The sequence below is a fragment of the Pseudomonas psychrophila genome (genome assembly GCF_001043005.1).
Lineage (GTDB): Bacteria > Pseudomonadota > Gammaproteobacteria > Pseudomonadales > Pseudomonadaceae > Aquipseudomonas > Aquipseudomonas psychrophila.
Map to the genome: position 1 here is coordinate 365,830 of NZ_JYKZ01000001.1, position 24,645 is coordinate 390,474.

24 protein-coding genes, 4 pseudogenes and 1 riboswitch are annotated in these 24,645 nt (G+C 52.3%); of the genes and pseudogenes, 9 read left to right on the forward strand and 19 right to left on the reverse strand.

The annotated features are described in order from the left end of the window. Positions 1 to 214 precede the first annotated feature (214 nt). Positions 215 to 1,508, forward strand: a pseudogene (locus tag TU76_RS01685) (TrkH family potassium uptake protein). An 83-nt stretch (positions 1,509 to 1,591) separates the two neighbouring features. Here the strand turns inward: TU76_RS01685 and TU76_RS01690 are convergent. Further along, a complete protein-coding gene (locus tag TU76_RS01690; RefSeq protein WP_048350929.1) occupies positions 1,592 to 2,869 on the reverse strand; it encodes a DUF2254 domain-containing protein in 1,278 nt (425 codons plus the stop codon). Between the two features lie 668 nt (positions 2,870 to 3,537). Beyond that, entirely contained in the window at positions 3,538 to 3,903 is a 366-nt protein-coding gene (locus TU76_RS01695; protein WP_048350930.1) for a histone-like nucleoid-structuring protein, MvaT/MvaU family, read from the reverse strand. 690 nt (positions 3,904 to 4,593) lie between these two features. Between TU76_RS01695 and chrA the strand changes: the two genes are divergently transcribed. From chrA to ppa, 3 genes are all read left to right on the forward strand, one after another. After that, positions 4,594 to 5,787 (forward strand): chromate efflux transporter, encoded by a 1,194-nt coding sequence (gene chrA / locus TU76_RS01700; protein ID WP_048350931.1) that lies wholly within the window; start codon positions 4,594 to 4,596, stop codon positions 5,785 to 5,787. Between the two features lie 72 nt (positions 5,788 to 5,859). Beyond that, a riboswitch (Fluoride riboswitch) is annotated at positions 5,860 to 5,920 on the forward strand. Positions 5,921 to 6,057: 137 nt separating this feature from the next. Beyond that, the gene (gene crcB, locus TU76_RS01705; protein WP_048350932.1) at positions 6,058 to 6,441 is read left to right on the forward strand and encodes a fluoride efflux transporter CrcB; all 384 of its coding nucleotides are present in this window, start codon (positions 6,058 to 6,060) and stop codon (positions 6,439 to 6,441) included. Positions 6,442 to 6,606: 165 nt separating this feature from the next. After that, on the forward strand, positions 6,607 to 7,137 hold the full coding sequence (gene ppa / locus TU76_RS01710) for an inorganic diphosphatase (RefSeq protein WP_048351248.1): 531 nt from the start codon (positions 6,607 to 6,609) through the stop codon (positions 7,135 to 7,137). Between the two features lie 217 nt (positions 7,138 to 7,354). On the opposite strand, the gene TU76_RS01715 is transcribed toward ppa, so the two are convergent. Continuing rightward, positions 7,355 to 7,789 (reverse strand): universal stress protein, encoded by a 435-nt coding sequence (locus TU76_RS01715; protein WP_048350933.1) that lies wholly within the window; start codon positions 7,787 to 7,789, stop codon positions 7,355 to 7,357. 67 nt (positions 7,790 to 7,856) lie between these two features. Beyond that, positions 7,857 to 9,151 (reverse strand): annotated as a pseudogene (locus TU76_RS01720) (HAD-IC family P-type ATPase); the annotation flags it as partial. A 626-nt stretch (positions 9,152 to 9,777) separates the two neighbouring features. Between TU76_RS01720 and TU76_RS24515 the strand changes: the two are divergent. Both TU76_RS24515 and TU76_RS01730 read left to right on the forward strand, forming a co-directional pair. Further along, positions 9,778 to 10,119: pseudogene (locus TU76_RS24515) on the forward strand (transposase domain-containing protein); the annotation flags it as partial. A 116-nt stretch (positions 10,120 to 10,235) separates the two neighbouring features. After that, positions 10,236 to 10,595, forward strand: a complete 360-nt coding sequence (locus TU76_RS01730; protein ID WP_338109554.1) for an OsmC family protein — start codon at positions 10,236 to 10,238, stop codon at positions 10,593 to 10,595. 149 nt (positions 10,596 to 10,744) lie between these two features. Here the strand turns inward: TU76_RS01730 and TU76_RS01735 are convergent, their stop codons facing one another. Further along, entirely contained in the window at positions 10,745 to 11,110 is a 366-nt protein-coding gene (locus TU76_RS01735) for a histone-like nucleoid-structuring protein, MvaT/MvaU family (RefSeq protein WP_048350935.1), read from the reverse strand. Between the two features lie 318 nt (positions 11,111 to 11,428). Between TU76_RS01735 and TU76_RS01745 the strand changes: the two genes are divergently transcribed. Next, positions 11,429 to 12,579, forward strand: a protein-coding gene (locus TU76_RS01745; protein ID WP_088500082.1) for an IS3 family transposase whose coding sequence is annotated in 2 segments (ribosomal slippage) — positions 11,429 to 11,663 and positions 11,663 to 12,579 — 1,152 coding nt in all. Because the reading frame shifts where the segments join, the coding sequence is not laid out codon by codon here. Between the two features lie 379 nt (positions 12,580 to 12,958). Here the strand turns inward: TU76_RS01745 and TU76_RS01750 are convergent. From TU76_RS01750 to TU76_RS01765, 4 genes are all read right to left on the reverse strand, one after another. Then, the gene (locus tag TU76_RS01750) at positions 12,959 to 13,327 is read right to left on the reverse strand and encodes a hypothetical protein (RefSeq protein ID WP_048350938.1); all 369 of its coding nucleotides are present in this window, start codon (positions 13,325 to 13,327) and stop codon (positions 12,959 to 12,961) included. A 49-nt stretch (positions 13,328 to 13,376) separates the two neighbouring features. Next, the gene (locus TU76_RS01755) at positions 13,377 to 13,781 is read right to left on the reverse strand and encodes a DUF6957 family protein (protein ID WP_048350939.1); all 405 of its coding nucleotides are present in this window, start codon (positions 13,779 to 13,781) and stop codon (positions 13,377 to 13,379) included. A 7-nt stretch (positions 13,782 to 13,788) separates the two neighbouring features. Then, the gene (locus tag TU76_RS01760; protein ID WP_048351249.1) at positions 13,789 to 14,139 is read right to left on the reverse strand and encodes a hypothetical protein; all 351 of its coding nucleotides are present in this window, start codon (positions 14,137 to 14,139) and stop codon (positions 13,789 to 13,791) included. An 87-nt stretch (positions 14,140 to 14,226) separates the two neighbouring features. Further along, positions 14,227 to 14,850 carry a metallophosphoesterase gene (locus TU76_RS01765; protein WP_330085978.1) on the reverse strand — a complete coding sequence of 208 codons (624 nt, stop codon included), beginning with the start codon at positions 14,848 to 14,850 and terminating at the stop codon, positions 14,227 to 14,229. Between the two features lie 548 nt (positions 14,851 to 15,398). Between TU76_RS01765 and TU76_RS25815 the strand changes: the two genes are divergently transcribed. After that, the gene (locus TU76_RS25815; RefSeq protein ID WP_048351250.1) at positions 15,399 to 15,731 is read left to right on the forward strand and encodes a helix-turn-helix domain-containing protein; all 333 of its coding nucleotides are present in this window, start codon (positions 15,399 to 15,401) and stop codon (positions 15,729 to 15,731) included. 616 nt (positions 15,732 to 16,347) lie between these two features. On the opposite strand, the pseudogene tmk reads toward TU76_RS25815, so the two are convergent. The 10 genes and pseudogenes from tmk to TU76_RS01825 form a co-directional block, all read right to left on the reverse strand. Beyond that, positions 16,348 to 16,645: pseudogene (gene tmk, locus TU76_RS01780) on the reverse strand (dTMP kinase); the annotation flags it as partial. Positions 16,646 to 16,657: 12 nt separating this feature from the next. Continuing rightward, positions 16,658 to 17,752, reverse strand: a complete 1,095-nt coding sequence (gene mltG, locus TU76_RS01785; RefSeq protein ID WP_048350941.1) for an endolytic transglycosylase MltG — start codon at positions 17,750 to 17,752, stop codon at positions 16,658 to 16,660. A 3-nt stretch (positions 17,753 to 17,755) separates the two neighbouring features. After that, positions 17,756 to 18,574, reverse strand: a complete 819-nt coding sequence (pabC, locus tag TU76_RS01790; RefSeq protein ID WP_048350942.1) for an aminodeoxychorismate lyase — start codon at positions 18,572 to 18,574, stop codon at positions 17,756 to 17,758. After that, a complete protein-coding gene (gene fabF / locus TU76_RS01795; protein ID WP_048350943.1) occupies positions 18,574 to 19,818 on the reverse strand; it encodes a beta-ketoacyl-ACP synthase II in 1,245 nt (414 codons plus the stop codon). The genes pabC and fabF overlap by 1 nt, the downstream gene beginning before the upstream one ends. Before the next feature lie 111 nt (positions 19,819 to 19,929). Further along, positions 19,930 to 20,166, reverse strand: coding sequence for an acyl carrier protein (gene acpP, locus TU76_RS01800; RefSeq protein ID WP_016779952.1), 237 nt, complete (start codon positions 20,164 to 20,166; stop codon positions 19,930 to 19,932). Positions 20,167 to 20,357: 191 nt separating this feature from the next. Beyond that, a complete protein-coding gene (gene fabG / locus TU76_RS01805) occupies positions 20,358 to 21,101 on the reverse strand; it encodes a 3-oxoacyl-ACP reductase FabG (protein ID WP_046809899.1) in 744 nt (247 codons plus the stop codon). A gap of 16 nt (positions 21,102 to 21,117) precedes the next feature. Continuing rightward, entirely contained in the window at positions 21,118 to 22,056 is a 939-nt protein-coding gene (fabD, locus tag TU76_RS01810; RefSeq protein ID WP_048350944.1) for an ACP S-malonyltransferase, read from the reverse strand. 126 nt (positions 22,057 to 22,182) lie between these two features. After that, positions 22,183 to 23,193: a phosphate acyltransferase PlsX gene (gene plsX, locus TU76_RS01815; protein WP_048350945.1), complete on the reverse strand. Its 1,011-nt coding sequence runs from the start codon at positions 23,191 to 23,193 to the stop codon at positions 22,183 to 22,185. A 4-nt stretch (positions 23,194 to 23,197) separates the two neighbouring features. Beyond that, positions 23,198 to 23,380 (reverse strand): 50S ribosomal protein L32, encoded by a 183-nt coding sequence (gene rpmF, locus TU76_RS01820; protein ID WP_003442519.1) that lies wholly within the window; start codon positions 23,378 to 23,380, stop codon positions 23,198 to 23,200. A 13-nt stretch (positions 23,381 to 23,393) separates the two neighbouring features. Beyond that, a complete protein-coding gene (locus tag TU76_RS01825) occupies positions 23,394 to 23,921 on the reverse strand; it encodes a YceD family protein (protein ID WP_019827935.1) in 528 nt (175 codons plus the stop codon). A 105-nt stretch (positions 23,922 to 24,026) separates the two neighbouring features. Here TU76_RS01825 and TU76_RS01830 point away from each other — a divergent pair, with 105 nt between their 5' ends. After that, positions 24,027 to 24,605 (forward strand): Maf family protein, encoded by a 579-nt coding sequence (locus TU76_RS01830; RefSeq protein WP_019827932.1) that lies wholly within the window; start codon positions 24,027 to 24,029, stop codon positions 24,603 to 24,605. Positions 24,606 to 24,645: the final 40 nt, after the last annotated feature.

The window sequence follows — 24,645 nt, forward strand, 5'->3', positions numbered from 1 at the left end:
AAGTACAAAGCTGCACTAAGTTCGGTTTTTATTGCTTGGTTAAATTTCAATCAATACTCCAGTACAACCTGTTTAATGTATTGAATCAAGCAAGACCTATCACGTAATTAGAGACCCTACCTAACGATTAGCTGAAGGCTTTTTACGAAAAATTTACGGAGCTCAAGGCCTAAGAATCCGATACTGCTAGGCGCTAAATTTTCGGGCTATCGTTATGTCCCTTGCTGCAATACGGCTTATCGGTTTCATCTTAGGCATCTTTTTCGTCACTCTAGCTGTGAGCATGTTTATCCCATGATTACGTTAGTGGCCTATGAACGTAGCAACGACCTGCCTGCCTCTCTTTGGTCGAGTTGTATTACCTTTGTCTGCGGACTACTATTGGTCGTACGGGGGCGGCCAGACCCCGTACAGCTTCGCCCTAGAGATATGTACCTGCTGACGACTGGCAGTTGGGTTGTGGCATGCACCTTCACAGCATTGCCGATGGTATTCATCAGCGGTATTAGTTTCACCGACGCTTTCTTCGAAACGATGTCCGGGATTACAACTACTGGCTCTACCGTTTTAAGTGGTTTAGATAGCACTTCACCAGGATTATTGATCTGGCGCTCAATGCTGCATTGGCTCGGCGGTATAGGCTTCATAGGCATGGCTGTAGCGATCTTTCCGCTGTTGCGAAGCGGTCAACCACCCCATGTCCTTGATCTCAACTGGAAGATTCTCGACTTCGGACTCTTCACTGGGGCATTGGACGCAGCCAGCAATACACTGGGTAGCTGTGGTCATCATGATTCTGGGTAGACTACCGTTTACCTTGTATGTTGCAACATTGCGCGGTAACCGGCGTGCGCTGATTAAAGATCACCAAGTACGTGGATTTATTGGGTTCTTGATTGTCACCTGGCTGGCCGTAGGGACATGGCTCTGTTTTCACAGCGATTACGGATGGTGGGATGCATTTCGTATCGTATCGTCGCAGTCAACGTGACTTCTGTTGTTACGACCACTGGAATTGCGGTGGGCGATTACACGCTGTAGGGAAGCTTTGCTGTTCTTTTGCTCTTCTATCTCACCTTTGTTGGTGGATGTTCGGGATCTGCGGCAGGAGGCCTCAAAATCTTCCGCTTTCAGGTTGCTGCCACTCTACTGATAGGTGGCTTGAAGCAATTGATCCATCCTAGAGCCGTGACTCAGAAAAAGTACAACAGCCATCCAATTGACGAGGAGATATGGCGCTCGCTTTTGACTTTCCCGTTTTCTTCAGCATCACCATTGCAATAATCGCTTTAGGACTCGCCTTGATCGGACTGGACGACTGCGTGAGTGGCGCTGCTAATGCAGTGTGCAACGTTGGGCCAGGTCTTGGCACCATAATCGGGCCTGCTGGTAACTTTTCATCAATACCTGACGCAGCAAAATGGTTGCTTACCATTGGCATGCTGCTGGGACGACTGGCCATACTCACTGTACTGGTGCTAATTACCCCAGTTTTTTGGAGATATTAATCCCCATTACGGGTATGCCTTATCGACAATATCCTAACAGAAAAAGAGTCCTACACCGCTTCAAGTAAACCAACCAGATGGCCCTAAAGGTACATCGTCTTGGCCAATGAGCTAAGTTGATCTTTTTCATTCTGCAGCGCTAACGCGGTATCTGCGCGAGCAATCAAAAGATCTGTATGTTTGATGCAGGCATCCTTGAAAATAGCAGGGTTTATTTTAGCGAGACTGATGAGGGCCTTTAATAGCCGGAGATTAACCTCGAGCAAAGCTGCACCATCCCTACTGATCGGGGCAAAAAAATCGTCGAAAAGATCATCAACCGTCAATCCTCGAAGAAAGACTTGTTTACATCCTTGATCATTATTTGAGCTCGAGACTTGTGGCTTACTCCAGCAAGTCAGAGTTCTCACCCCCCGACCAATCACATCGATGGCTGTCCCTGGATCGTTGACAGCAGGAGACAAGGCGCGAGAAGCGATTTCTGAGAGCACGCAGAGCCCAAAACGGGGATCATTATCAAAGGTTCGCCGAGTGCCGATGGTCAGCGTCGCTCGAATTTTATTTCTAGCGGTACTGATATCATCAATCATCGTGCTACCCAAGCTTACAATTTGTAAGAGTGGCATTCCCTCGTGTACAAATGTCCCTGGAAGCACGGTCAGATAAATCTGAATTTGTTCCTCCTGCGCGATAACTCCAAGGGCGCTCACATCAATATGTTGCACGTAGCCCGTTTGATCACTTGCGAGTTTTATTGCGCTAAGAGGTAGTACCAGATCAGTGGGGTAAACCGAACCGCCCAAATATGGCCACTGAACGCGCTGGCTGATTGCCTCAATCGCAGCTTTCTCGACACGGTCAATGGTTTCTCCAACCCTTCCGAGTTTGGACAAGTGATCGATCCAACGCAGGAGGGTGTAAACAATCAGGACGACTACACCTATCGTCACTGCGAATAACAATACTCGACCTTGAGTACCATAGGCTCCGGTACTCAGCGCAATGATCCCTACCAGGCTAAATAAGAATGAACCAATAAACGTGGCAAGGGCATTTTGAGTCGTGGTGTCCTCCATTACTAGGGTGGTGGCGCGCGGTGTGACTCCACTGCTAGCGGCACCATAAGCCGTGACCATAGTACTTAGCGAAAACGTTGTGACGGCCAGCATGCTGGAAGCGATGATCCCCAGAATCTTGTCCACAGCGTCCGCGCCGATGCGTGCTGATAATGATTCAGGGATGAAATCTTTGAAAACAACAGCTGCCAGTGCTGTAGCTACACCGAGAAGTGAAAACAGCGAGGCTCTAAACCAAAGCCTTTTAGTCAGTTGATTCGTTACCCAGCGCCAACGAGCGATCATGTGGAGTCCCTTAGTGACTAGGCCAGTAGAGTGGCTGGCAATACAGAGGTTTTATTCGGCAATATAAAATTATCGTTGTAAGGTACCGGCGAACACACCTTCCGAACTCCAGCATTAAGGACGATAGTCCTCCACGTACTTTTAAGCGAACGCTATCATCCTAAACGTCGGACTTACATTCAAGTAGTGGAACTGGGAGAAGGTTAATTTAATTTCGTCAAAATGAAACGTCATTTTGGTGGCACCTACATGGCCAATGGTAGCTATGACGCAGAGTAAGCAGAAAGCAGAAAGCAGAAAGCAGAAAGCGCCTTAAGCTACGGTAATGCAGACCTAGTCTCCTTCGGCACAGCGTTCTTGGTCAACCTGAATTTGGTCGATCGCTTCAAGCAAGGCGAACAGCTGAATAAAGCAGACCCAGCGACTTTCTACCAAGGTGAAGAGCGCGGCTATACGGACTATCCACTCATGACAGAGTCCCGGAAAACCCTATAAAACTTACCCAAAATCTCGACGACAAAGACAGTTTTTACTTAAGTACCTAGACCGTAACAACGCGATCGACTGCTATGCGTAACTAGGGCTGTTAACAGCCCTTCTACCATTAGAAAACATCCTTAACTTGCTAAAAAAGGCGCTCTCAGCCCCATTTAGTACTCAAACCTGAATCACTTGGTCAGCCAGGACTCAACGGTATCTGAGCCGTGTTCTGCCTTCCACTCCTTCAGACCTTTGTGATTCCCACCTTTGGTTTCGATGACCTCGCCAGTGTACGGATTTTTGTAGACCTTCACCTGACGTGGCTTACGAGTGCCAGCTTTGGATTTGACTACTGGAGTGCTGCGGCCAGCCTGAGGATCCAACAAGTTGATGATGTTAGACAGGCTGTAACCGTATTCAGCAAGCAGAGCGCGCAGCTTCGACTCAAACTCTATTTCCTTTTTGAGACCAGCATCGCCTTTCAGTGTTTCGAGAGCCTCGAGTTGTTCGGCAAGGTGTTTTTCGAGTTGGCGAAATTCAGCAAGTTTGGACATGTTTAGTCTCTACGTAGTTAGTCTCATAACAATACACCAACTTTGGAGTTTTCCGTCAATCGTTTAGGTATAAGATTCATGAGTAACGATCACGAAGACGCGCACTATGGAGTCTGGGCTCACACTCTAAATTTATTCGTTCCCTGTCAAAAGCGAAGTATTGAGGTCAACATCTTTGTGGCATGGATATGTCTATGAAACTAAGGGTTATTCAGGATGATGTGCTGAGTATTCTGAGATTTACCCAGCTGCTGCAGACGCGGCTGTGCCTTATAGGTCGGTTGAGCAAGGGTGAATCGCGACTTACTCCGCTCACGCCGAGTATCTCACTAGCGAGAAACTTAAAATCATGCCCGTCGGGACATTGCCGACCAATTTGAAGGGTTCCCGTCTTGAGGCAGATTTTGGTATGTAGATCGGACACCGGGCCCAGCCCAAGCAGGCCTTTTAAATCCACTGAATGTCCAGTCACGCCTCGGGCTACTTCAACGGCTTCTTGCGGATTGACCTGCTGACTAAGGTAACCATCGCCCTGCCTCTGCCCAAAGTCGTCGGTGTGTGTGTGTAAATCGATGTAAGCGCCTCCTAAAACAGGCATATTGGATTGTAGAGCGTGGCCACAGTGTTAATTGGTCAGTACAGCAGCTATTTTTGGGAGCATGAATCTTGTCAGCTGAAAGTAGTACCAAGATGATTACAGCCCATACCCCGTGGACGGTTTTTCTGGTGTTCTTGCGCTTGGGATTCATCTCCTTCGGAGGGCCAATTGCACACCTAGGTTACTTCCGCGAAGAGTTTGTTGTTCGGCGCCAATGGCTCAGTGAGCGCAGTTATATCGATTTGGTCGCCCTGTGCCAGTTTCTGCCAGGGCCTGCCAGTAGCCAGGTAGGCATAGGTTTGGGGCTATCGCGTGCTGGGTTCTCTGGAGCAGTTGCCGCGTGGGCTGGGTTCACACTGCCATCGGCAATGATCCTCGTTTTGTTTGCGCAAGGGATGTCCGCGTGGGGAAATACATTCCCAAGCGGTCTTTTGCACGGACTTAAGATCGTCGCGGTTGCTGTTGTTGCTCAAGCCGTCTGGGGAATGGCGCGCAATATTTGTACTGATGTGCCCAGGGTAACCATCGCTGTGTTTGCAGCTTGCGCAGCACTCATCTGGCCAAATGCCTGGGGGCAGATCGCCGTGATTATCTGCAGTGCTGTCATCGGTCTGATGCTTTTCAAGCCCGCTCAACAGCATACAGCTGAGCCCCTTCCAATATCAGTTAGCCGAAAAGTAGGTCTGGTATCGTTGGTGGTGTTCTTTGGCTTATTGGTAGGCCTACCATTATTGATCCAGGTTTGGCCCTCTGAAGCACTAGCTATGACGAATGCCTTTTTCCGAGCAGGGTCATTAGTTTTTGGAGGGGGGCATGTTGTACTACCGTTACTTCAGTCTGCGACCGTATTCAACGGATGGGTAACCAACGACACATTCATTGCAGGGTATGGCTTAGCACAGGCCGTACCGGGCCCGCTCTTTACCTTCGCAGCATTTCTCGGAGCGTCCATGAACGCCCAACCCTCTGGTTGGATCGGAGCTACGGTATGCCTGGTTGCTATCTTCGCACCTTCATTCCTACTCGTAATCGGCGTGTTGCCATTCTGGGAGCAACTACGACATAGTTTTCGCACCCAATCGGCCCTTGCAGGAATTAATGCGGGAGTAGTAGGGCTACTCTTGGCGGCCTTATATAACCCAGTCTGGACGAGTGCAATTTTGAAACCTCAAGACTTTGGTTTGGCGCTGATAGCCCTTGTCGCCCTAATGTTTTGGAGGGTTCCCCCATGGGTAGTCGTCTTGGGCAGTGGAATGCTTGGATGGTGGCTCAGCGGTGTACTTTGAAAGCAAGCATCAGCCAAAGGTATCTTGATCTGTAGAGGAGGTTATTGATGTCAGTAGCGCGGATGCTATAGGATCTTATCAGGAGATGGCATTCCTCCTTTAACCGCCTTGTGCTGATGATGCCTACGTGAACCCTGGACAGGGTGCGTAGGTGTGCCTCCCTGTCCCTAATTTAGGACAGGATATGATCTTACTTTTCGTGCTTCGCCCATCTTACAGCGCTGTCCCTCTGCATGCTTGGCCCTCCAGGTTTGGTAAGGAGTGCTCGCCATGCTGAAATCATTGATCGTCATTGCCATCGGCGCCTCAGCTGGTGCTTGGTTACGCTGGCTTTTGGGTATAAAGCTGAACGCTCTATTTCCTACGATTCCTCCCGGGACTGTAGTCGCGAACATGGTCGGGGGTTATCTCATAGGGCTGACCATCGCCTTCTTGGCTGCATCGCCTTCGCTCAGCCCTGAATGGCGCCTCCTGATCATCACCGGATTTTGTGGTGGTCTTACCACTTTTTCTACATTTTCAGCCGAAACAGTCACCTTGATTCAGGAAGGAAAACTGCTCTGGGCGCTTGGCTCAATTTCGTTGCACGTGGTTGGTTCGTTGGCGATGACCGCTGCAGGGCTTATTTCATACCAAGTGATTGGTACTCGCTGAGGAGATAGACATAAAAGGCTTTATGGTCGTTTTCTTTACTCAACAAAACCGTCGCTATCAGGGAATGATGTTAGGCGAATGGATAGTCGATTTGCCAAAAGAAATGAGCCCACTTGGGAGAGATCCGTCCGACGCAACCACTTCTACAACATCGGAGGTATGAACATGAGCTACGCGGACATTCCTGCTGGTAACGCGATCCCCGATGACTTCTTCACAGTTATTGAGATCCCTGCAAGCCACTCGCCGATCAAGTACGAGGTCGACAAGCAGAGCAGACAGATCTTCGTTGACCGCTTCCTAAGCACACCGATGTTCTATCCGGCCAACTACGGGTTCATTCCAAATACGTTGAGCGATGACGGAGATCCTCTGGACGTCCTGGTGGTTTGCCCTTATCCCGTCTCACCTGGAGTTGTCATCCGCAGTCGCCCGGTGGGTGTGATGTACATGACTGACGAAGCCGGAGCGGATGCCAAGGTGATCGCTGTGCCTCATGAAAAACTCAGCTCGATGTACAACGACGTAAAGGAGTGCTCAGACCTCCCTGCGCTACTCCTCGCACAGATCCAGCACTTCTTTGAAAACTACAAAGCATTGGAGCCGGGTAAGTGGGTGAAGATGGGGCGTTGGGGGAGCGCGGATGAGGCGCGGGAAGAGATTCGCAAGTCGGTAGCTGCGTATATACCCAAGTAGGTTTCACTCCAAATTGAAAGCATCAGCCGGGAGTCAGAACTGAGGGGCAAGTGATTTGCCTCTCAGTCGCTCGAGACATCAAATGTCGAGGGAACCACACGCATAGAAAAGTGGATAGCTTATGCTGCGCATGACTCAACTAAATCAAAGTCATTCCAGAATATCGGCCTTTGATAACCCACTTATGGGGTCGCACTATCATGCATTTGACGATCTCCTATTTGACTAAGGTGATTGGTATATCTGAGAGCTGAATCACCTTTGCCGCGACAGAGCCCATAAAAATCCCTGCAAGAAAGCCGTTGCCATGTGAGCCTAGGATGATGTTGTTACTTCCTAAAGAGTGTGAGCACGCCACGATTTGGCTTGCTGCATCGCCTTGTAAGGTGTGAAGTGTAAATGCAACCCCTTCCTGCTTCAGAAGTACCCCAGCTTTTTGTGAGCTCTCAGCACTTTTATCACCGTAGTAACGATCAATCTCATCCGCTCTCATGTCGTGTGCAATTCGAGTTGGTAACAGTGGCTGTACATTCACCAGATGCACCTCAACACTGCCGCCCAGTAACCCGCCATCTTGGATTAGCCCAACAAGGTAACGCACTGCGCGCTCCGAGTGCTCGGAACCATCGACAGCTACAAGTACTTTATGCATTTTCTAAATTCTCTTTCAGTGGCCTGAAGATGCTCGTCGTTAGGGGATTGCCAGCTTGCAATCAGTTCTACTCGGACAAACAGACTCGAGTCTGCTTCTCAATCACAATGACCATAAAAAATGCAACCCCAACTCCTATTACCAGTAGGCCATCAAGGAAAGGGATCGCTTCAGTAGCAAACACCTTCTGCAACGACGGAGTATAGGTGATGGCGAACTGAGCTACCATTACCACCGCGACGGTCACCCACACGACCTTAGTGCCGCAAATGTCCTTCCATGTAAGCGATGTGCTGTAGAGATTACGAATGAAAAACAGATGGAATATTTCCATCACCACTAAAGTGTTGACCGCGAGGGTTCGAGCCAACTCTATCGAGTATCCTCGATCGATCGCATACGAAAAAATACCGTAAACTCCGCATAGTAACAAAAAAGAAACAAGTACCATGTGGCACACCAATGCACCATTTATCAGAGGCTTATGGCGTGAATGGGGCGGCCTACGCATTGTGTTTTCCTCGGTGGGCTCGAATGCCAGTGCGATGCCGAGATTCACTGTGGTTATCAAATTAATCCACAGAATCTGAATTGCCGTCACTGGAAGTGTAAGAACGAGTAACAAGGCTACTATTATAGTAATTGTCTCCCCAGCATTGGTAGGCAACGTCCAGCTCAGTACTTTCTTAATGTTGTCGTAGACTGTCCGTCCTTCGCGCACTGCAGCTACGATGGACGCGAAGTTGTCATCGGCCAGCACCAGGTCAGCTGCTTCCTTCGCGGCTTTACTGCCTTTTCCACCCATGGCAATACCTGCATCGGCTCGCTTTAGCGCTGGTGCATCGTTAACGCCATCACCGGTCATTGCCACTGTCATGCCATTTGATCGCTGCAGTATAACCAATCTAAGCTTATATTCAGGGCTAGTACGAGCAAAGATATTGACATCCTTTACCACCTCCTTAAGGACTGCATCACTCGTGGAGTCAAGGTCTCCACCAGTCAGCACCTGGTCGGGATTTTGCAAGCCAATCTGACGACCGATAGCAGCGGCGGTACCGCCATGATCACCAGTAATCATTTCTACGACAATGCCCGCAGCTACACATTGTTGAATGGCTTTGCTCGTCTCGGATCTAGGTGAGTCAATCAGTCCGACCGTACCCAATAAGGTTAGCTCTCCTTGCACATCACTCAACCCCACACCGTGTGCTCGTGCGGAACGGATCTAGCGGCAAACGCTAATAGACGCTGCCCTTTTGCGGCGATGGTGTTTGCCTGTTCGTACCAGAAGTCCGCGTTAAGGGGCTCAGTCACGCCATCGGTTACGAACTGCCGCGTGCTCATGGCCAGTATTTGCTCACGATATTGCCAGCACGATAGTGGACGCCCCCATCCTAATGCCTCTATCAGCGGTGTGTTCGAGGGCGCGTTTAAAGGTAGACGATGGAGGTGGGGAGGAACGTCGATAGAATTTGGTTTCAACCATTGTCAACGTATCTCGCCGACCAAAGACAATGTCAGGCTCTAGGCCCAATATCTCTTCCGGTTCCTCTAGGACGTTAAGTTCCCCCAAACGCCTTAGGAGATCTGCAAGCAGAGATGTGAAAGCATACGCTGCTCGAATATAGGCTCCGCCACGGTGTTTGCTGTTCATGAACACTTCCATTGCAAACGCAATCGCTAATGTAGGTTTGGCCTGGATGTTACTGACGCCGTAGCAACGAGTGCAAGGCGAGGAACCCAGAAGCGTTCAACATGGGCAACCTGCCTTTATTCCGCTGACATTACCGTCGCCGAAGTCACGACCAGATATCACCGCTGCGACTATTTTCCTCGAAATCCCGCACCCTCGCGACACAGTCAAAGTTAACTGGCCGACCGAAAACGCGGCTGCCTGTGCGACGTTTCTGCGAGACCTGTTGCAATGATCCCCGACTCTATCTGGCTCGCCACCGAGCCTATCAGCAGACCCTTGGCTTAGAGCCAAGTGCTGGACGACGCTGTCGCGCTACATAGATGACGGGGCCATACTCATAGACAATAATTGGGCCGAGATCCAGATTCGACCGTGAGCCTTGGGTCTCAAAAACTAGCTCTTCGCAGGTTGACTACGCAGCGGCAAACGGGCGGCGGTGATCATGAGCCTGATCAAGTCGGCGCGACTCAAAGGGCATGATCCGTATGCTTATTTGAAGGACGTACTCACTCGCCGGTCTACGCAGTGGGTCAGTGAAATTATGGAACTGCTACCTCGTCGAGGTGCTTACTCAATAAGTCCGTTTTTTAATGTACTTTTCGAGAACTTTCCCAGGAGGGATCAATGGTAGATAAAGCGCACGAGTACGAAGTCTAGGTAACTTGGGCCGGCAACAACGGGACAGGAACGTCATCTTATCGAGGTTACAGCCGGGCGCACTTAATCGCAGCTAACGGCAAAATACCAATTGAGGGGTCGTCCGACCCCAGTTTTCGAGGAGACCCTACGCGCTGGAATCCCGAGGAATTGCTATTGGCATCCTTATCTGCGTGCCACAAGCTTTGGTACCTTGGCATTTGCGCTGAAGCCGGGATCGTTGTGGTGGCCTACGAGGACAACGCTCAAGGGACAATGGTCGAGGAGAGCAACGGCGCTGGTCAGTTCACCTCAGTTATTTTGAGGCCGAAAGTGATCCTGGCACCGGGGTCTGAGATCGCTAAGGCTCAGACGCTGCACAAAATAGCTCACGAAAAATGCTTCATTGCTCGTTCGGTAAACTTTCCAGTAAGCCACGCACCCGAAATATCGATAAGCCCAACCACCTAGTTAATCAGAGATGGTGTCCGCATAGTCGGGCACCATCTCAAAGTCTACGTAAATGCTTAGATGAAATTGCCGGAAGCTTACAACTCGGATTCTTAGCTCTACACTGCAAAAAAGGGCCCTTAAGGGGCCCTTTTTCACTCAAACCTGAATCACTTGGCTAGCCAAGACTCGACGGTGTCCGAACCATATTCAGCTTTCCATTCCTTCAAGCCTTTGTGATTCCCACCTTTGGTTTCGATGACCTCGCCAGTGTGCGGGTTTTTGTAGACCTTAACCTGACGAGTCTTACGAGTCCCTGGTTTGGATTCGACCACTGGAGCGCTGCGGCCAGCCTGAGGATCCAATAAGTTGATTACGTTAGACAGGCTATAACCGTACTCAGCAAGAAGAGCGCGCAGCTTCTTTTCGAACTCTATTTCCTTTTTGAGGCCAGCATCCCCTTTCAGGGCTTCTAGGGCTTGTAGTTGCTCGGCTAGGTGTTTTTCGAGCTGGCGGAATTCAGCGAGCTTGGACATGTTTAGTCTCTCCGTAGTTAGTCCACTAACAATACACCAAACTCTGGAATTAGCCGCAAATCGTTTAGGTATCAGGTTCATGAGGAGCGATAACGAAGACCCGCACTGAGGAGTCTAGATTAGGAATCTCTAATTTATTGTTTCCTGTCAAAAGCGAAGTATTGAGGTCAACCTCTTTGAGGTATGGATTTGCCTACTAAATCTGGGCGATTAAACTTGGTATATACGAAACACTGCTCTAACAGCCAGCGAACGCTGAATCGCCCCTAGTTTCGTAGACATCTCCAAGCCTTAAAATGAGGCCCATTAGGAGGTGCCATGAGCAACCATCGATATCCCGAAGAATTCAAGATCCAGGCGGTCAACCAAGTGACCGAAAAGCAGCTTCCTGTCTCGGAGGTGGCTGCGCGATTGGGTGTGTCCGTGCACAGCCTGTATGCTTGGATTAAGCGCTACACCAAGCCTCAGGAGCAACGCGTTCAAGAGGACGATCAGAGTGCCGAGCTTCGTCGTCTGCGTGCTGAGCTAAAGCGAGTGACGGAGGAGCGAGACATCTTAAAAAAGGCCGCCGCGTACTTTGCCAAGGAGTGCGGCTGAAGTGCGCCTTTATTAAGCAGCTTGCCGGTGATTACTCCATTCGACGGCTTTGCCTGTCGCTGAGGGTTCATCCCAGCGGCTATTACGCGTGGCTATCTGAACCAAAATCTGCGCGAGCTAAGGACGATCAACGACTGCTTGGTTTGATCAAGCATTCTTGGCCGGAAAGCGGTGGTGTTTATGGTTATCGCAAAATTCATGATGACCTGCGCGAGGTTGGCGAAAGCTGCGGCCGCCATAGGGTGGCTAGGTTAATGCGCCTTGAGGGATTGCGTTCTCAGACTGGGTATCGGCGGCGACCAGGGAAATCTGGCGGCAAACCAGCGGTTGCCTCGCCAAATTTGCTGAAGCGCCAGTTCGATGTCCGAGAGCCCAACAAAGTCTGGGTCACCGACATCACCTACATTCGAACATATGAAGGCTGGCTGTATTTAGCCGTGGTGCTCGATTTGTTTTCACGCCAGGTTGTTGGCTGGTCAATGAAGCCACAAATGACCAGAGACTTAGCCATTGATGCGCTGCTGATGGCGGTTTGGAGGCGAAAACCGAAGCAAGAGGTGATGATTCACTCTGATCAGGGCAGTCAATACAGCAGTTCTGATTGGCGCAGTTTTTTAAAGGCCAACAACCTGATCGCCAGCATGAGTCGTCGAGGAAACTGCCACCACAATGCCGTAGCTGAGAGCTTCTTCCAGCTGCTAAAACGGGAGCGGATCAAGCGGAGAATTTACACCACACGAGAGGATGCTCGTGGTGATGTGTTCGATTATATCGAGATTTTTTACAACTCGAAGCGTCGTCATGGTTTCAACAATCAGCTGTCACCGGTAGAGTTTGAAAAGCGTTACACAGCGAGCTTGGAGAGTGTCTAGAAAAGCCGGGGCGATTCAGACATCTACAAAAGCACTTCCACAAAGACGTTGCTCGAAGCTAGAGGCAGAGCTGAAGGCTACATTAATGGCCTTGTGGACGCTGGGCATCTGTCGACGAGAGATACCGACCGTGACTACCTAATTTTGAGCATTGTCCAACGTAGGCGTGAATTTTTGCAGAAACTGCTGAACAACTTTGGCTATTAAACCAAGGTGAGCTATGAATCAATCCGATGGAAAAATGAGTCCCACCGGATAGCGGCAATTTGAAGCGCTCCGCACGTCAAACTCGGAGCGCGGCTGATCAAAACCGTAATTGCAATTCAGCGCTCATCAACTGCCATACAGTCATATCTCCACTGCGCTAGAGATCAAGTATTCAATCTTCTGATTTGAGACGTTCACATGATCGTAGCAACTCAAGAAAACTACGTCGCCCACCGCCGCGTTTGAAGCTACCAACGAGGTAATTCCCCTCCTCCGTCTCCAAAAGCCAGAAACGTCCTTCTTTCCAAGCCTTTTGAATTTTCGTCGTGCAAATGATTCCGCCATTGGCTGTTAGATACGTCCCGTCTTCCTGAAAGTGATCGAAGAACACGCCAAGGCACATGTCTTCAATGATCACCGCATCGCTGATATAAGCCGTAATGGCCACGGTGTATTTTCGAAGACTCGCCTGTACAAGACGACTCAGTTGAAAGTCACTGAGATACTTACTATGAAATTCAATTTCAATGATTTCTGGCATCCGGCCAAAGCTCCAAAATTACACATTATGTATATGTGCTGACCGTCGATTATCCGGCTTTCATGGAAAAAGCAGCGCCAATGCTTGCCTCTTTTCTCAGACCTGAACCTAAAAGGAGGTAGACGGTACTCTTGGTTTCAAACATGCAGCCTTCAGTGAAAGATTTTCCGAAGTTACTGCGTACCCACATGGCTGACTGGAAACGACCTTTACTGTCTAGGACAATTTCGTGAGCGAAAAGCGTCATGGGAAGTAGACCAAGACTCGTAAGCTTTTCCCTTTCAACCGGCGTCACGGTGAGGTCGATTAAGATCCACTGTTTCACCACACAGAATGCTTTGCCTGGGAATGACTTTGCTGCCAAAGAGATTAGGTCTTCTTGAGAGCCCAGCCAGCCAGGCATCTCTTCTCCAGCACCGTAAAGGAGCTGAGAAATTTCATTTAGAGTCACCATGCGCACCTCATGTCGTTGAGTGATCGCGAACACTCGTGTAGGTCTGCCCCCCTTCAGTGACGAATTCATAGATCGGTGGTTCTTTGTCAGAACTTTTCAATCTGATGTCGGAAAGCGGTTCCATCAGACGTTCATGCTGCCGGTTCATCCAAGGCGGCGAGATGAGGTATACCCTGGTGACAGCAAGAAATTCTGAATCGCCCGAAGTGAAAATATTTTGAACCGATTCTGCGTCACAGACGAGGCGCGCGCTTGGCCCAGGTACCCCATCGAAGAATCCAATTCCTTCCACAAAAAAGGAATATTGATTAGGGGTAAGATCAACGGATTTCCATAAAAGAAGATTTTCATCAGGCATTTTGAATCTGCCTTGTAGCTGACTCTCGTTTGTTCTGAACACTACATACTCCTGGATAACAGACTCTATTGGGGGCGCCTTTGACTTTTAAATCGTGAGCACTAGATCAGATACAAATCCCGTATCTTCAACCGGGTAGCCACGCGGGTTGGATGCATGTGGGATACCGTCAATAGATTTTTTATACCCGACATGCGTGTGACCGTGAACCCACAGGTCAATATCGAACAGAGTAAAATCCTTCCAATCGTTGACATAAGCAGCGGCCAGATACCCCATCTCATACTCAATCCCTAGGGCACACTCAGGTGATGGCGCATGGTGCGTTACGACAACAGTCTTCCCGTGGTGTTTAGTGGACAATTGCGAGAGTAACCACCGCTTCGCAAATTCCGACCTGCTCAGGATTTCAATTGGCTTTACACGCCAATACTGACCTCCAGTTCTGATCTGCCGATAGTCATTCATGGATCCTCGGGTGCTTTGAAGCGCAGCAGTCACGTCTCCAGTTGAACTGAAATCAGTCCAGCCGGTTGTACCCAGAAACCTCACTCCATCGATGATCACTTGATCGTTCTCTAGAACGTGAACATGCGGGAGCGCCTTCTCGCGCATTCTTTGAAGTGTGCGATCAAGATGACCTTTGTAGTACTCGTGATTTCCGGCGACGTAAACCACGGGGCAGTGGAAGGCTTTGTTCGCCCATTCCACCCCCTGGCTAATTGATTGATGTCCCCAGCCGACACGACAACATCCGCATCAGGCGATAAATCCTGGAACTCAAGGTGGAGGTCTGACAGCAAATGAATTTTCAAAATCCCCTACCATAAAATGCCCATCCATACTGTCAATTAATGACTAATGTTTTATTAGAGTTACCGAACGCGCTGGAGTGAAAATGTGTCACTTAAAAATTTGCAGTTGGAAATTCAGATTGTGGTGGCGAAATGATATATCAGCTCCGATCGCACCCAAGCCAAAGTGATCCGTCATTCTAAGCTTCCTGAGGATCTCCTACAGGATGTACAGGTATGCGAAACAAGATCCCATTACTGGCATTATATTCCATGGCATGGGATTGCTCAATATGGCTTTATCCTCGCTTTTGAGGTTTCGCCATGACAATGAGGGAATCGCTGGCGGCAGTACTCCGACTAATTCGATCTGCTCGGGGCCTTTCGAAGGAAGATCTTCAAGGCCAGATTGACCCCAAGCATTTATACAATCTGGAGAACGCCAAGACCGGCATAACTCTCGATATGCTAAATACGACCTCCTCAGCATTGAATGTCGATCCGTTGGCTCTCCTCGTGGTCGCGTCATGTTTTGAAAAAAATCTGACTCACGATGAATTTCTACAAGGGCTCCGCGTAGAGATAAAAGGTCTCATCGACTTGGGAGTCGTCAAGGGACTGTCCGAGCAATTCGTTGATGGTTCACTCGTACCCAGCAAGGCGGGCCCACCGTCATCTCCCAAAAAAATAGAAGCTGTGCTTCATTGCCAGGCACAGGGAATGACGCAGAAAGAAACGTCCGACGCGCTTGGTATTCCGACTTCGACAGTCAACCGAATATGGCGAAGGCTGAAATAGGCAGGATCGAAAGCCCTTCATGTACATGTGGCAGATCCTTCGTTTTCTACCGAAGCTGAACGTCAGGACTGATCTGCAAAAGGTCTGTGGCAATACAGCCTCTGCCCCATCTCGCGTCAGTTTCAACCGAATCAACCGATGCGACTTTCCTAGCCTGAATAACGCTCAAGCTCTCAACCTACTCATTAGGATGGCAGGCTTTCGTATTTGGCTTGTGGGTAGTCTTGGGCACGAGTGGGCGTTAGGGCCTTTAGATGACTATCGGGCTGAAGCAAAAAGCGGATCAGCGCAGGCGGTCGTCGATGGGCACGATAAAACAAAAACGTAAACGTGGTAGGGGCCCGTATTTACTGGGCTCCGAGGGGCATGAGGGTAGGACTTGGGTGCTACTAGCGGAAGAAACCGGCGTTTTGGGTTTACGTTTGATTTTTTATGACAAAGCGAGAATACTGGGTTTACTTTTTGAAAAAAACCAATACTATAATGGTATAAAGCAGCAACCTTCCGAATCCAGAAACCCTGATATATAGGGATTTCTACGCAAGAAATGTCTTTTCAAGATGGTAGAAACGAGAATCGGTTTTTGGTTTACGTTTACCATCAACAAAAAATAACATTTCGGTAAAGCGATCACACAGCACCACCGCACCACGGACCAAAGCTGGGCGAATGACTTCGGCCAGATGCTGGGCCCGGGCGGCGAACACCAGCAACATCTCGGTGTCGGCACACATCGCATCATCGCTGGGCGTGAGCAACAGTTCGCGGATACGTTCTGCCAAGGGTGTTCCGCCAGGTTCGCGGGTCAGCACTACGTCGATACCTTCGGCGCGCAAGCGCTCTGCCAGATACTCGCGGTTGGTGCTTTTTCCCGCGCCTTCGGGGCCTTCCAGGGTAATAAACAAGCCAGTCACAGGCAGCAATCCTTAATCAGTGTCTTTCGGGCCTTGCGGCTCGGCCGGGGGACTCGCCGGCTCAGCAGCAGGGGACGGCGCGGGGCTCGAACGGTAATCGGCCCGGCGCTTGATCTGGAACTCGCGCACCGCATTGTTATGCGCATCCAGATCGTCGGAAAACGTGTGGCTACCATCGCCCTTGGCCACAAAGTACAGGCTTGTCCCACTGACCGGGTGCAAGGCGGCGTTAATCGCTTCACGCCCGACCATGGCTATGGGCGTTGGCGGCAAGCCAGGAATCGTATAGGTGTTGTATGGCGTGGGTTCACGCAAATGGGCCCGTGTCAGCTTGCCGTTGTAGCGTTCGCCCAGACCATAGATCACCGTAGGATCGGTTTGCAGCGGCATGCCGATTTTCATCCTGCGCACGAAAACCCCGGCAATTTGCCCACGCTCCTGTGGCACACCGGTTTCTTTCTCTACCAGTGAGGCCATTATCAGCGCCTGATAAGGCGTGGCATAAGGCACGCTTGGATCACGCTGCTCCCACTCTTGGGCGAGCACTTTCTCGAGACGGTCGTAGGCCTTTTCCAGCAGTTGGGCATCGGTCATGCCGCGCACAAAGCGATAGGTGTCCGGGAAGAATCGACCCTCCGGGAATTCGCCTGCATGCCCAAGCTTGGCCATGACTTCGCTATCGCTCAGGCCATCGAGGGTCTGTTCGATTTTTTCGTGCTTGGCCAAAGCGCTGCGCACCTGACGAAAGTTCCAGCCTTCAACCAGGGTAAGGCTGTATTGCACCACTTCGCCGCGCTGCCACAGACCGATAAGGTCGTGGGCGGTCATGCCCGGAGTCATGCGGTATTCGCCGCTGTGCAAGGGCTGACCCTCAAGGTTGAAGCGCCAGTACAAGCGCAGCCAGAACGCGTCACGCAGCGTGTCGTCGGCTTCCAGACGATTGAACGTACCGGTCGGCGTTGCCCCGGCCGGTACATCGAGCAGTTGTTCCTGCGTCAGGTTGAGCGGTTGGTCGAGCGCCGAATTGAGCTTCCAGGCGCTAGCGCCCAGCAGCAAGCCCGCCAGCACCAGACCCGTCTCCAGCAGCACCAAGAATTTACGTTTCACGAATCAAACATCCAATAGGGTGCGAGCAATGCCTTGCAGTTTACGGGTGAGTGGCCCCACCGGCCAGCTCAGGTCTGCAAATGCGCGCACGGGCCAAACGCCATACACGCTGTTACAGAGGAAGAGTTCATCGGCCTGTTGCAGCTGCGCCAGGCTGATGTCAGTGACATGACAAGGGATGGCCAGGCGCTCGGCCTCGGCCAGCAGAGCAGCGCGCATTACGCCAGCCACGCCACAACGGTGCAGATCGGCGGTAATCAGAACCCCGTCACGCACCATGAACAGATTGCTGAAGACACCTTCAATCACTCGCCCCGAGGTGTCGCGCATCAAGCCCTCGGCGTAGGCCGGGTCTTGCCATTCGGATCGCGCAATGACCTGCTCGAGTCGATTGAGGTGCTTGAGCCCCGCCAACAGCGGCTGCTCAGCCAAACGGGTGGCGCAGTCAAACAGCGCTATACCCTGCTGCCCGTAGGCATCAGGGTAAGCCGCAGCCGGACTGGCTTGCAGGATTCTTCGAGGCTTAGCCTCGGGGGACGCGCCATAACCACGCAGGCTATCGCCACGGGTCAGGATGAGTTTGAGGACGCCCTCGCCCATCGCTTGCGCATAAGCCAGCAATTCGCTGCGGATCAATGCCTGATCCGCAACAATCGCCAGCCGGGAACAACCGAGCGCCAGACGCTGCATGTGCAGCTCCAGCAGCAATGGTGTGCCAACCTTGACCGCGAGGGTCTCAAACAGACCATCGCCGTAGGCCAGCCCACGGTCTTTAAGCGACGCAAGTGCGTTCGCCGGCTGACCATCGACCCAGCTTTGCATCACTCGGCGTACCGACGGAACACCAACGAGCCGTTAGTGCCACCAAAGCCGAATGAGTTGGACAACACCACATCGATCGGCATTTCGCGCGCGGTGTGCGGCACGAAGTCCAGATCACAGCCTTCGTCAGGCTCGTCGAGGTTGATGGTCGGCGGTGCAATCTGGCTGTTGATGGCCAGCACGCTGAAAATCGCCTCGACCGCACCCGCCGCACCCAAGAGGTGACCGGTCATGGACTTGGTGGAACTCACCGCCAGATTGTAGGCGTGATCACCAAACACCGACTTGATCGCCGACACTTCTGCCAGGTCACCGGCAGGCGTCGAAGTACCATGGGCGTTGATATATTGCACTTGATCAGCGTTCAGCTGAGCGTCACGCAGGGCATTGGTGATGCAGCGGGCAGCACCTGCACCATCGGCCGGAGGCGAGGTCATGTGGAAAGCGTCACCGCTCATCCCAAAACCGATCAGCTCGGCATAGATAGTCGCACCACGCGCCTTGGCATGCTCAAGCTCTTCGAGCACCAGCGCACCGGCACCGTCAGACAATACAAAACCATCACGGCCTTTGTCCCACGGACGGCTGGCACGGGTTGGATCGTCGTTGCGGGTCGACAGCGCGCGGGAGGCACCAAAACCACCCATGCCCAGGCCGCAGGCGGCCATTTCGGCACCGCCGGCAATCATTACGTCGGCTTCGCCGTAAGCAATGTTGCGCGCTGCCATGCCGATGCAATGCGTACCCGTGGTACAGGCAGTCGCAATGGCGTAGTTAGGCCCCTGTGTACCCAGATGGATAGACAGAAAGCCGGAAATCATATTGATGATCGAACCGGGCACGAAAAACGGAGAAATCCGTCGCGGGCCTTGCTCGTGCAGGGTACGGCTGGTTTCTTCGATATTGGTCAAACCGCCAATACCCGACCCCATTGCCACACCGATGCGTTCACGATTGGCGTCGGTTACTTCAAGGCCGGAATTACGCACAGCCTGAAACCCAGCTGCCAAACCGTATTGAATAAACAGGTCAAGTTTTCGGGCTTCTTTGACGGAGAGGTAATCCTCAACGTTAAAGCCCTGTACCGAGCCGCCAAAACGGGTGGAATAGGCAGAAAGATCCGTGTGTTCGATCAGACCAATGCCACTTCGGCCTGCCAGAATGCCTTGCCAAGTGCTCGGAACATCCGCACCCAGTGGCGACAACATCCCCATACCGGTGACTACGACGCGTCTACGCGACACAGCACTCTCCTTTATTCTATTGACGACACTTTGCTTCACGCCTAAAGAAAAAACCGCACGCCAGAGCGGCAGTGCGGTTTTTCCATGACAGCGAGCAACGATTACAAACTATTACGCCTGGTGGCTAGTAACGTAATCGATAGCGGCTTGTACAGTAGTGATCTTTTCAGCTTCTTCGTCAGGAATCTCAGTCTCGAATTCCTCTTCCAGAGCCATCACAAGCTCAACGGTGTCAAGGGAGTCGGCACCCAGGTCTTCAACGAAGGAAGCGGCATTGGTCACTTCTTCTTCTTTAACGCCCAGTTGCTCGGCAACGATTTTCTTGACGCGCTCTTCGATGGTGCTCATACCTTGTTTTCACTCCTAATGGACAAATTCAGGCAGCTGGCCAGTGGGCAAGTGTATCGAAAGCCTTTTCAGTTTTTCAACTGAAAGCTTTGCACTCACACCTCAACAACCGGCTGCCTATAAATAGATTGCAGCTTTATAACGGATTTTAGACAGCTCGTATGACATTTTTTTGAAGCAATCCGTCACATTTAACTCATGTACATCCCGCCGTTGACCGGGATTGTAGCCCCAGTCACGTAGGCTGCACCGTCGGATGCCAGGAAAGCGACCACGTTTGCGATCTCTTGAGCCTGGCCCAAACGGCCCAGCGGAATCTGCGCCTGCAAGGCTTCGCGCTGTGCTTGCGGCAATTCACGGGTCATATCGGTATCGATAAAGCCCGGAGCTACCGAGTTGACAGTGATCGAGCGCGAGCCCACTTCACGTGCCAGCGCACGACCGAAACCTTCAAGCCCTGCCTTGGCGGCGGCGTAGTTTACTTGGCCTGCGTTGCCCATGGCACCCACAACAGAGCCAATATTGATAATTCGCCCCCAACGGGCCTTGGTCATGCCGCGCAAAACCCCCTTGGACAGGCGATACAGACTGTTCAGGTTGGTATCGATGACATCATGCCATTCGTCATCTTTCATGCGCATCATCAGGTTATCGCGGGTGATACCGGCATTATTGACCAGAATCGCCGGCGCGCCGAACTGCTCCTGAATGCTCGCCAGCACTGCAGCAACGGATTCGCTGCTGGTGACATTGAGCTCCATACCAGTGCCCTGAACACCGTTTTCTTTCAGGGTGGCAGCAATACGCTCGGCACCGGCTGCCGAAGTCGCGGTACCGATGACAACGGCGCCCTGACGACCCAACTCCAATGCGATAGCCTGGCCAATGCCACGGCTTGCGCCTGTTACCAGTGCAACTTTACCTTGCAAGCTCATGCAGGCTTCTCCTGATTCAGACCAGAGCCAATCGCGCAGCGGCGAAGGCATCCGGGGTATTCAAATTGTGAGTCGTTACGCCTTCAGCGCAACGCTTGCTGATGCCTACCAGAACTTTACCCGGGCCGCATTCAACCAGATCAACCGGACCACCGGCTGCAAGAGCCTGTACCGACTCAACCCAGCGCACAGGCTTGTACAACTGCTCGAGCAAGTCACGCTTGAGGGTTGGCAAGTCAGTGGCAACGGCGGCACTGACGTTCTGCACCAGCGCAATGGTCGGCATTTTCCAGTCGATTGCTTCGATGGACTCGGCAAAACGCTCAGCGGCAGGACGCATCAGCTCGCAGTGCGAGGGCACGCTTACCGGCAACGGCAGTGCACGCTTGGCGCCTTTAGCCTTGCACAGCTCCATGGCGCGCTCGACAGCCGCCTTGGCGCCCGCAATAACAACCTGGCCCGGCGAGTTGAAGTTAACTGCACTGACCACTTCACCTTGTGCTGCTTCTGCACAGGCCGCCAGCACGTCAGCATCTTCCAGCCCCAGGATTGCCGCCATGGCACCTTGGCCAGCCGGCACGGCTTCTTGCATCAGTTGACCGCGACGCTCAACCAGCTTGACCGCCTCAGCCAATGTCAGGCACTCGGCAGCAACCAATGCGCTGTATTCGCCCAGGCTGTGGCCTGCAACAAAGTCAGGACGCTTGCCGCCTTCGGCCAGCCACAGACGCCACAGGGCAATCGAGGCAGCCAGAATGGCAGGCTGGGTAATGTCGGTCTGATTCAGCTTCTCTGCAGGACCTTCCTGGATCAGTGCCCACAGGTCGTAACCCAGAGCATCAGAAGCTTCTTTAAATGTTTCCAGGACCAGCGGATGTTCCGCGCCCAGCTCGGCCAACATGCCGAGGGACTGCGAACCCTGCCCTGGAAAGACAAATGCGAGGGATGTAGACATGTAACAAGCCCCTAATGATCTTGTCGTCGGAGAATTGACGCCCTACCGTAGTGGACGCAAGAAACTGACAGTTGGATGGCTGATTGGACTGAGCGGTCACATTTTAGTATCCGCCCGGTAAAACGCCTACGGCAACAACCCGTCAAGGCGCCCATACAAACGCTTTGGCAGGTCTTCATGGATTTCAATCAGTGCGCGCTCTATCGCACTCTGAAAGCCCTGAGCACCTGCCGAACCGTGGCTCTTGATCACAATCCCCTGCAACCCGAGAAAGCTCGCGCCATTATGACGCGCGGGCGCCAGATCAGCCTGCAGGCGCCGCATCAACGGCAACGCCAGCACCCCGACACAGCGACTGAACAGGGTACGCCGGAACACCGCTTCAAGCCGACTTGAAATCATGGTCGCAAGCCCTTCACTGGACTTGAGCATGATATTGCCGACAAACCCGTCACACACCACCACGTCCGCCTCACCCCGGTACACGCCATCGCCCTCGACAAAGCCGATGTAATGCAGCCCGGGCGCCGCTTGCAATAACGCGGCGGCCTCCTTGACCTGCTGATTGCCCTTGACGTCTTCGGTGCCGATGTTGAGCAAGGCAACCCGCGGACGAAGAACACCCAGCGCCTGCGCCGCCACCGACCCCATCACTGCAAACTGAAACAACTGCCCGGCCGTGCAATCGACATTCGCGCCCAAGTCCAGCAACTGACAGTAGCCAGTCTGGGTCGGAACCGCCGCCACCATGGCCGGACGGTCGATCCCCGGCAAGGTCTTGAGCACATGCCGGGACAACGCCATCAGTGCACCGGTATTGCCGGAACTCACGCAGGCTTGCACCTTGCCATCACGGAGCAACTCCAGTGCCACACGCATGGACGAATCCGATTTGCTGCGCAAGGCATGGGAAGGCCGCTCATTCATGGCAATCACTTCTGAAGCAGGAGTAATCGTCAGGCGCGAGCGATCCACAGCCGAATGGCCAGCGATCAAGGTTTCAAGTACGGAAGGTTGACCGACGAGGGTCAGGTGTAACGAGGGGGTAGCAGATAGGCAGGCAATACAAGCCTGAACAATGCTGCGGGGACCGAAGTCCCCGCCCATTGCGTCGATCGCGATGACCTGAGCGGACAAGTGATTACTCGTCAGCGCCCTTGTCGATCACTTTACGACCACGGTATACGCCTTCTGGCGATACGTGGTGACGCAGGTGAATTTCACCGGTGGTTTTTTCTACGGACAGAGTGCTAGCCGAAAGAGCATCGTGCGAACGACGCATGTCACGGGCAGAGCGGGATTTTTTGTTCTGCTGAACAGCCATAATTAATTAACTCCTAAACGTTTGGGTCACGCTTTAACTGCGCCAATACACTGAACGGGTTGGACCGCGTTACCTCGTCCTCGCCTGGTTCGGGCTCATCGAGACCCGCCGGCTGCTGGCATTCTTCCGGATGATGAGCAGGCACAATGGGCAAGGCAAGCAAAAGCTCTTCCTCGATCAGTGACTGCAGATCCAATGGATCTTCGCCCAGTTCCAGCACGTCATAACCTTTCGGTAACGACTGGGTATTTGCACCCTCCTTCACCACAGCATAACTGCACTCGCTGTGAATCGGCAGGGTGACCAGCTCAAGACAACGCTGGCAAACCATTTTGACCTCAACGTCGATGGAGCTGTGTATTACCACAGATCTTCGCTCGTCTCGCTCAAAAACAAATTTAGCCTGGACCGTACCGACATTGTCGGAAAGCGGGTCGCAGAGTCTCTCCAAATCAGCCAGCAGCACTTCACCTTGAAGGGTAGTGCCACGATCAGCTAATTTGCGCGGGTCAACGTGAGGTGGAATCGGGTCATTCAACATAGGCGCAGCATTCTAGGGACGACCCCCTCACCTGTCAAAGGAAATTGTGCCTGTGCGACATCCCGTACGCCCGTTAGAATCGCCAACCACCTACAGGAGCCGCGCATGCTACCTTTATTACTTGCTTCAAGCTCGGTTTACCGCCGCGATTTACTGACTCGCCTGCGCCTGCCTTTCAGTTGCAGCTCGCCCGATATCGACGAAAGCCACCGCCCGGGCGAGACCGCCGTCGAACTGGTCAAACGCCTGTCCCTGGAGAAAGCGCGAGCACTGGCCCACAGCCACCCAAACCATCTGATTATCGGCTCTGATCAGGTCGCCGTACTCGACGGACGAATCATCGGCAAACCCCACACCCACGATAAGGCCCACCAACAGCTGATGAGTGCCAGCGGTGCCAGTGTGAGCTTCCTGACCGGCCTGACCCTGCTCAACAGCCAGACCGGGCACTACCAGGTCGACTGCATCCCCTTTACCGTACACATGCGCCCCCTAAAGACAGAGCAGATCGAACGCTACCTGCTCGCCGAGCAGCCCTACGACTGCGCTGGCAGCTTTAAAGCCGAAGGCCTTGGCGTGAGCCTGTTTCAGCGCACAGAAGGCGATGACGCCACCAGCCTGGTCGGGCTGCCGCTAATACGCCTTGTGGACATGCTGCTCGCCGAAGGTGTCGACATTCCTTGAGGCGTAAAAAAACCGGCATTTTCATGCCGGTTTCCAATGC

Bases quoted from the DNA above. Each gene is read 5' to 3' on its own strand.
- TU76_RS01715 (WP_048350933.1), bottom strand. From the start codon at position 7,789: ATGCATAAAGTACTTGTAGCTGTCGATGGTTCCGAGCACTCGGAGCGC.
- rpmF (WP_003442519.1), bottom strand. From the start codon at position 23,380: ATGGCTGTTCAGCAGAACAAAAAATCCCGCTCTGCCCGTGACATGCGT.
- acpP (WP_016779952.1), bottom strand. From the start codon at position 20,166: ATGAGCACCATCGAAGAGCGCGTCAAGAAAATCGTTGCCGAGCAACTG.
- TU76_RS01825 (WP_019827935.1), bottom strand. From the start codon at position 23,921: ATGTTGAATGACCCGATTCCACCTCACGTTGACCCGCGCAAATTAGCT.
- TU76_RS01735 (WP_048350935.1), bottom strand. From the start codon at position 11,110: ATGTCCAAGCTCGCTGAATTCCGCCAGCTCGAAAAACACCTAGCCGAG.
- ppa (WP_048351248.1), top strand. From the start codon at position 6,607: ATGAGCTACGCGGACATTCCTGCTGGTAACGCGATCCCCGATGACTTC.
- TU76_RS01755 (WP_048350939.1), bottom strand. From the start codon at position 13,781: ATGGTGACTCTAAATGAAATTTCTCAGCTCCTTTACGGTGCTGGAGAA.
- TU76_RS01695 (WP_048350930.1), bottom strand. From the start codon at position 3,903: ATGTCCAAACTTGCTGAATTTCGCCAACTCGAAAAACACCTTGCCGAA.
- TU76_RS01830 (WP_019827932.1), top strand. From the start codon at position 24,027: ATGCTACCTTTATTACTTGCTTCAAGCTCGGTTTACCGCCGCGATTTA.
- TU76_RS01750 (WP_048350938.1), bottom strand. From the start codon at position 13,327: ATGCCAGAAATCATTGAAATTGAATTTCATAGTAAGTATCTCAGTGAC.
- TU76_RS25815 (WP_048351250.1), top strand. From the start codon at position 15,399: ATGCTAAATACGACCTCCTCAGCATTGAATGTCGATCCGTTGGCTCTC.
- crcB (WP_048350932.1), top strand. From the start codon at position 6,058: ATGCTGAAATCATTGATCGTCATTGCCATCGGCGCCTCAGCTGGTGCT.
- TU76_RS01690 (WP_048350929.1), bottom strand. From the start codon at position 2,869: ATGATCGCTCGTTGGCGCTGGGTAACGAATCAACTGACTAAAAGGCTT.
- fabG (WP_046809899.1), bottom strand. From the start codon at position 21,101: ATGAGCTTGCAAGGTAAAGTTGCACTGGTAACAGGCGCAAGCCGTGGC.
- TU76_RS01760 (WP_048351249.1), bottom strand. From the start codon at position 14,139: ATGCCTGATGAAAATCTTCTTTTATGGAAATCCGTTGATCTTACCCCT.
- fabD (WP_048350944.1), bottom strand. From the start codon at position 22,056: ATGTCTACATCCCTCGCATTTGTCTTTCCAGGGCAGGGTTCGCAGTCC.
- chrA (WP_048350931.1), top strand. From the start codon at position 4,594: ATGATTACAGCCCATACCCCGTGGACGGTTTTTCTGGTGTTCTTGCGC.
- pabC (WP_048350942.1), bottom strand. From the start codon at position 18,574: ATGCAAAGCTGGGTCGATGGTCAGCCGGCGAACGCACTTGCGTCGCTT.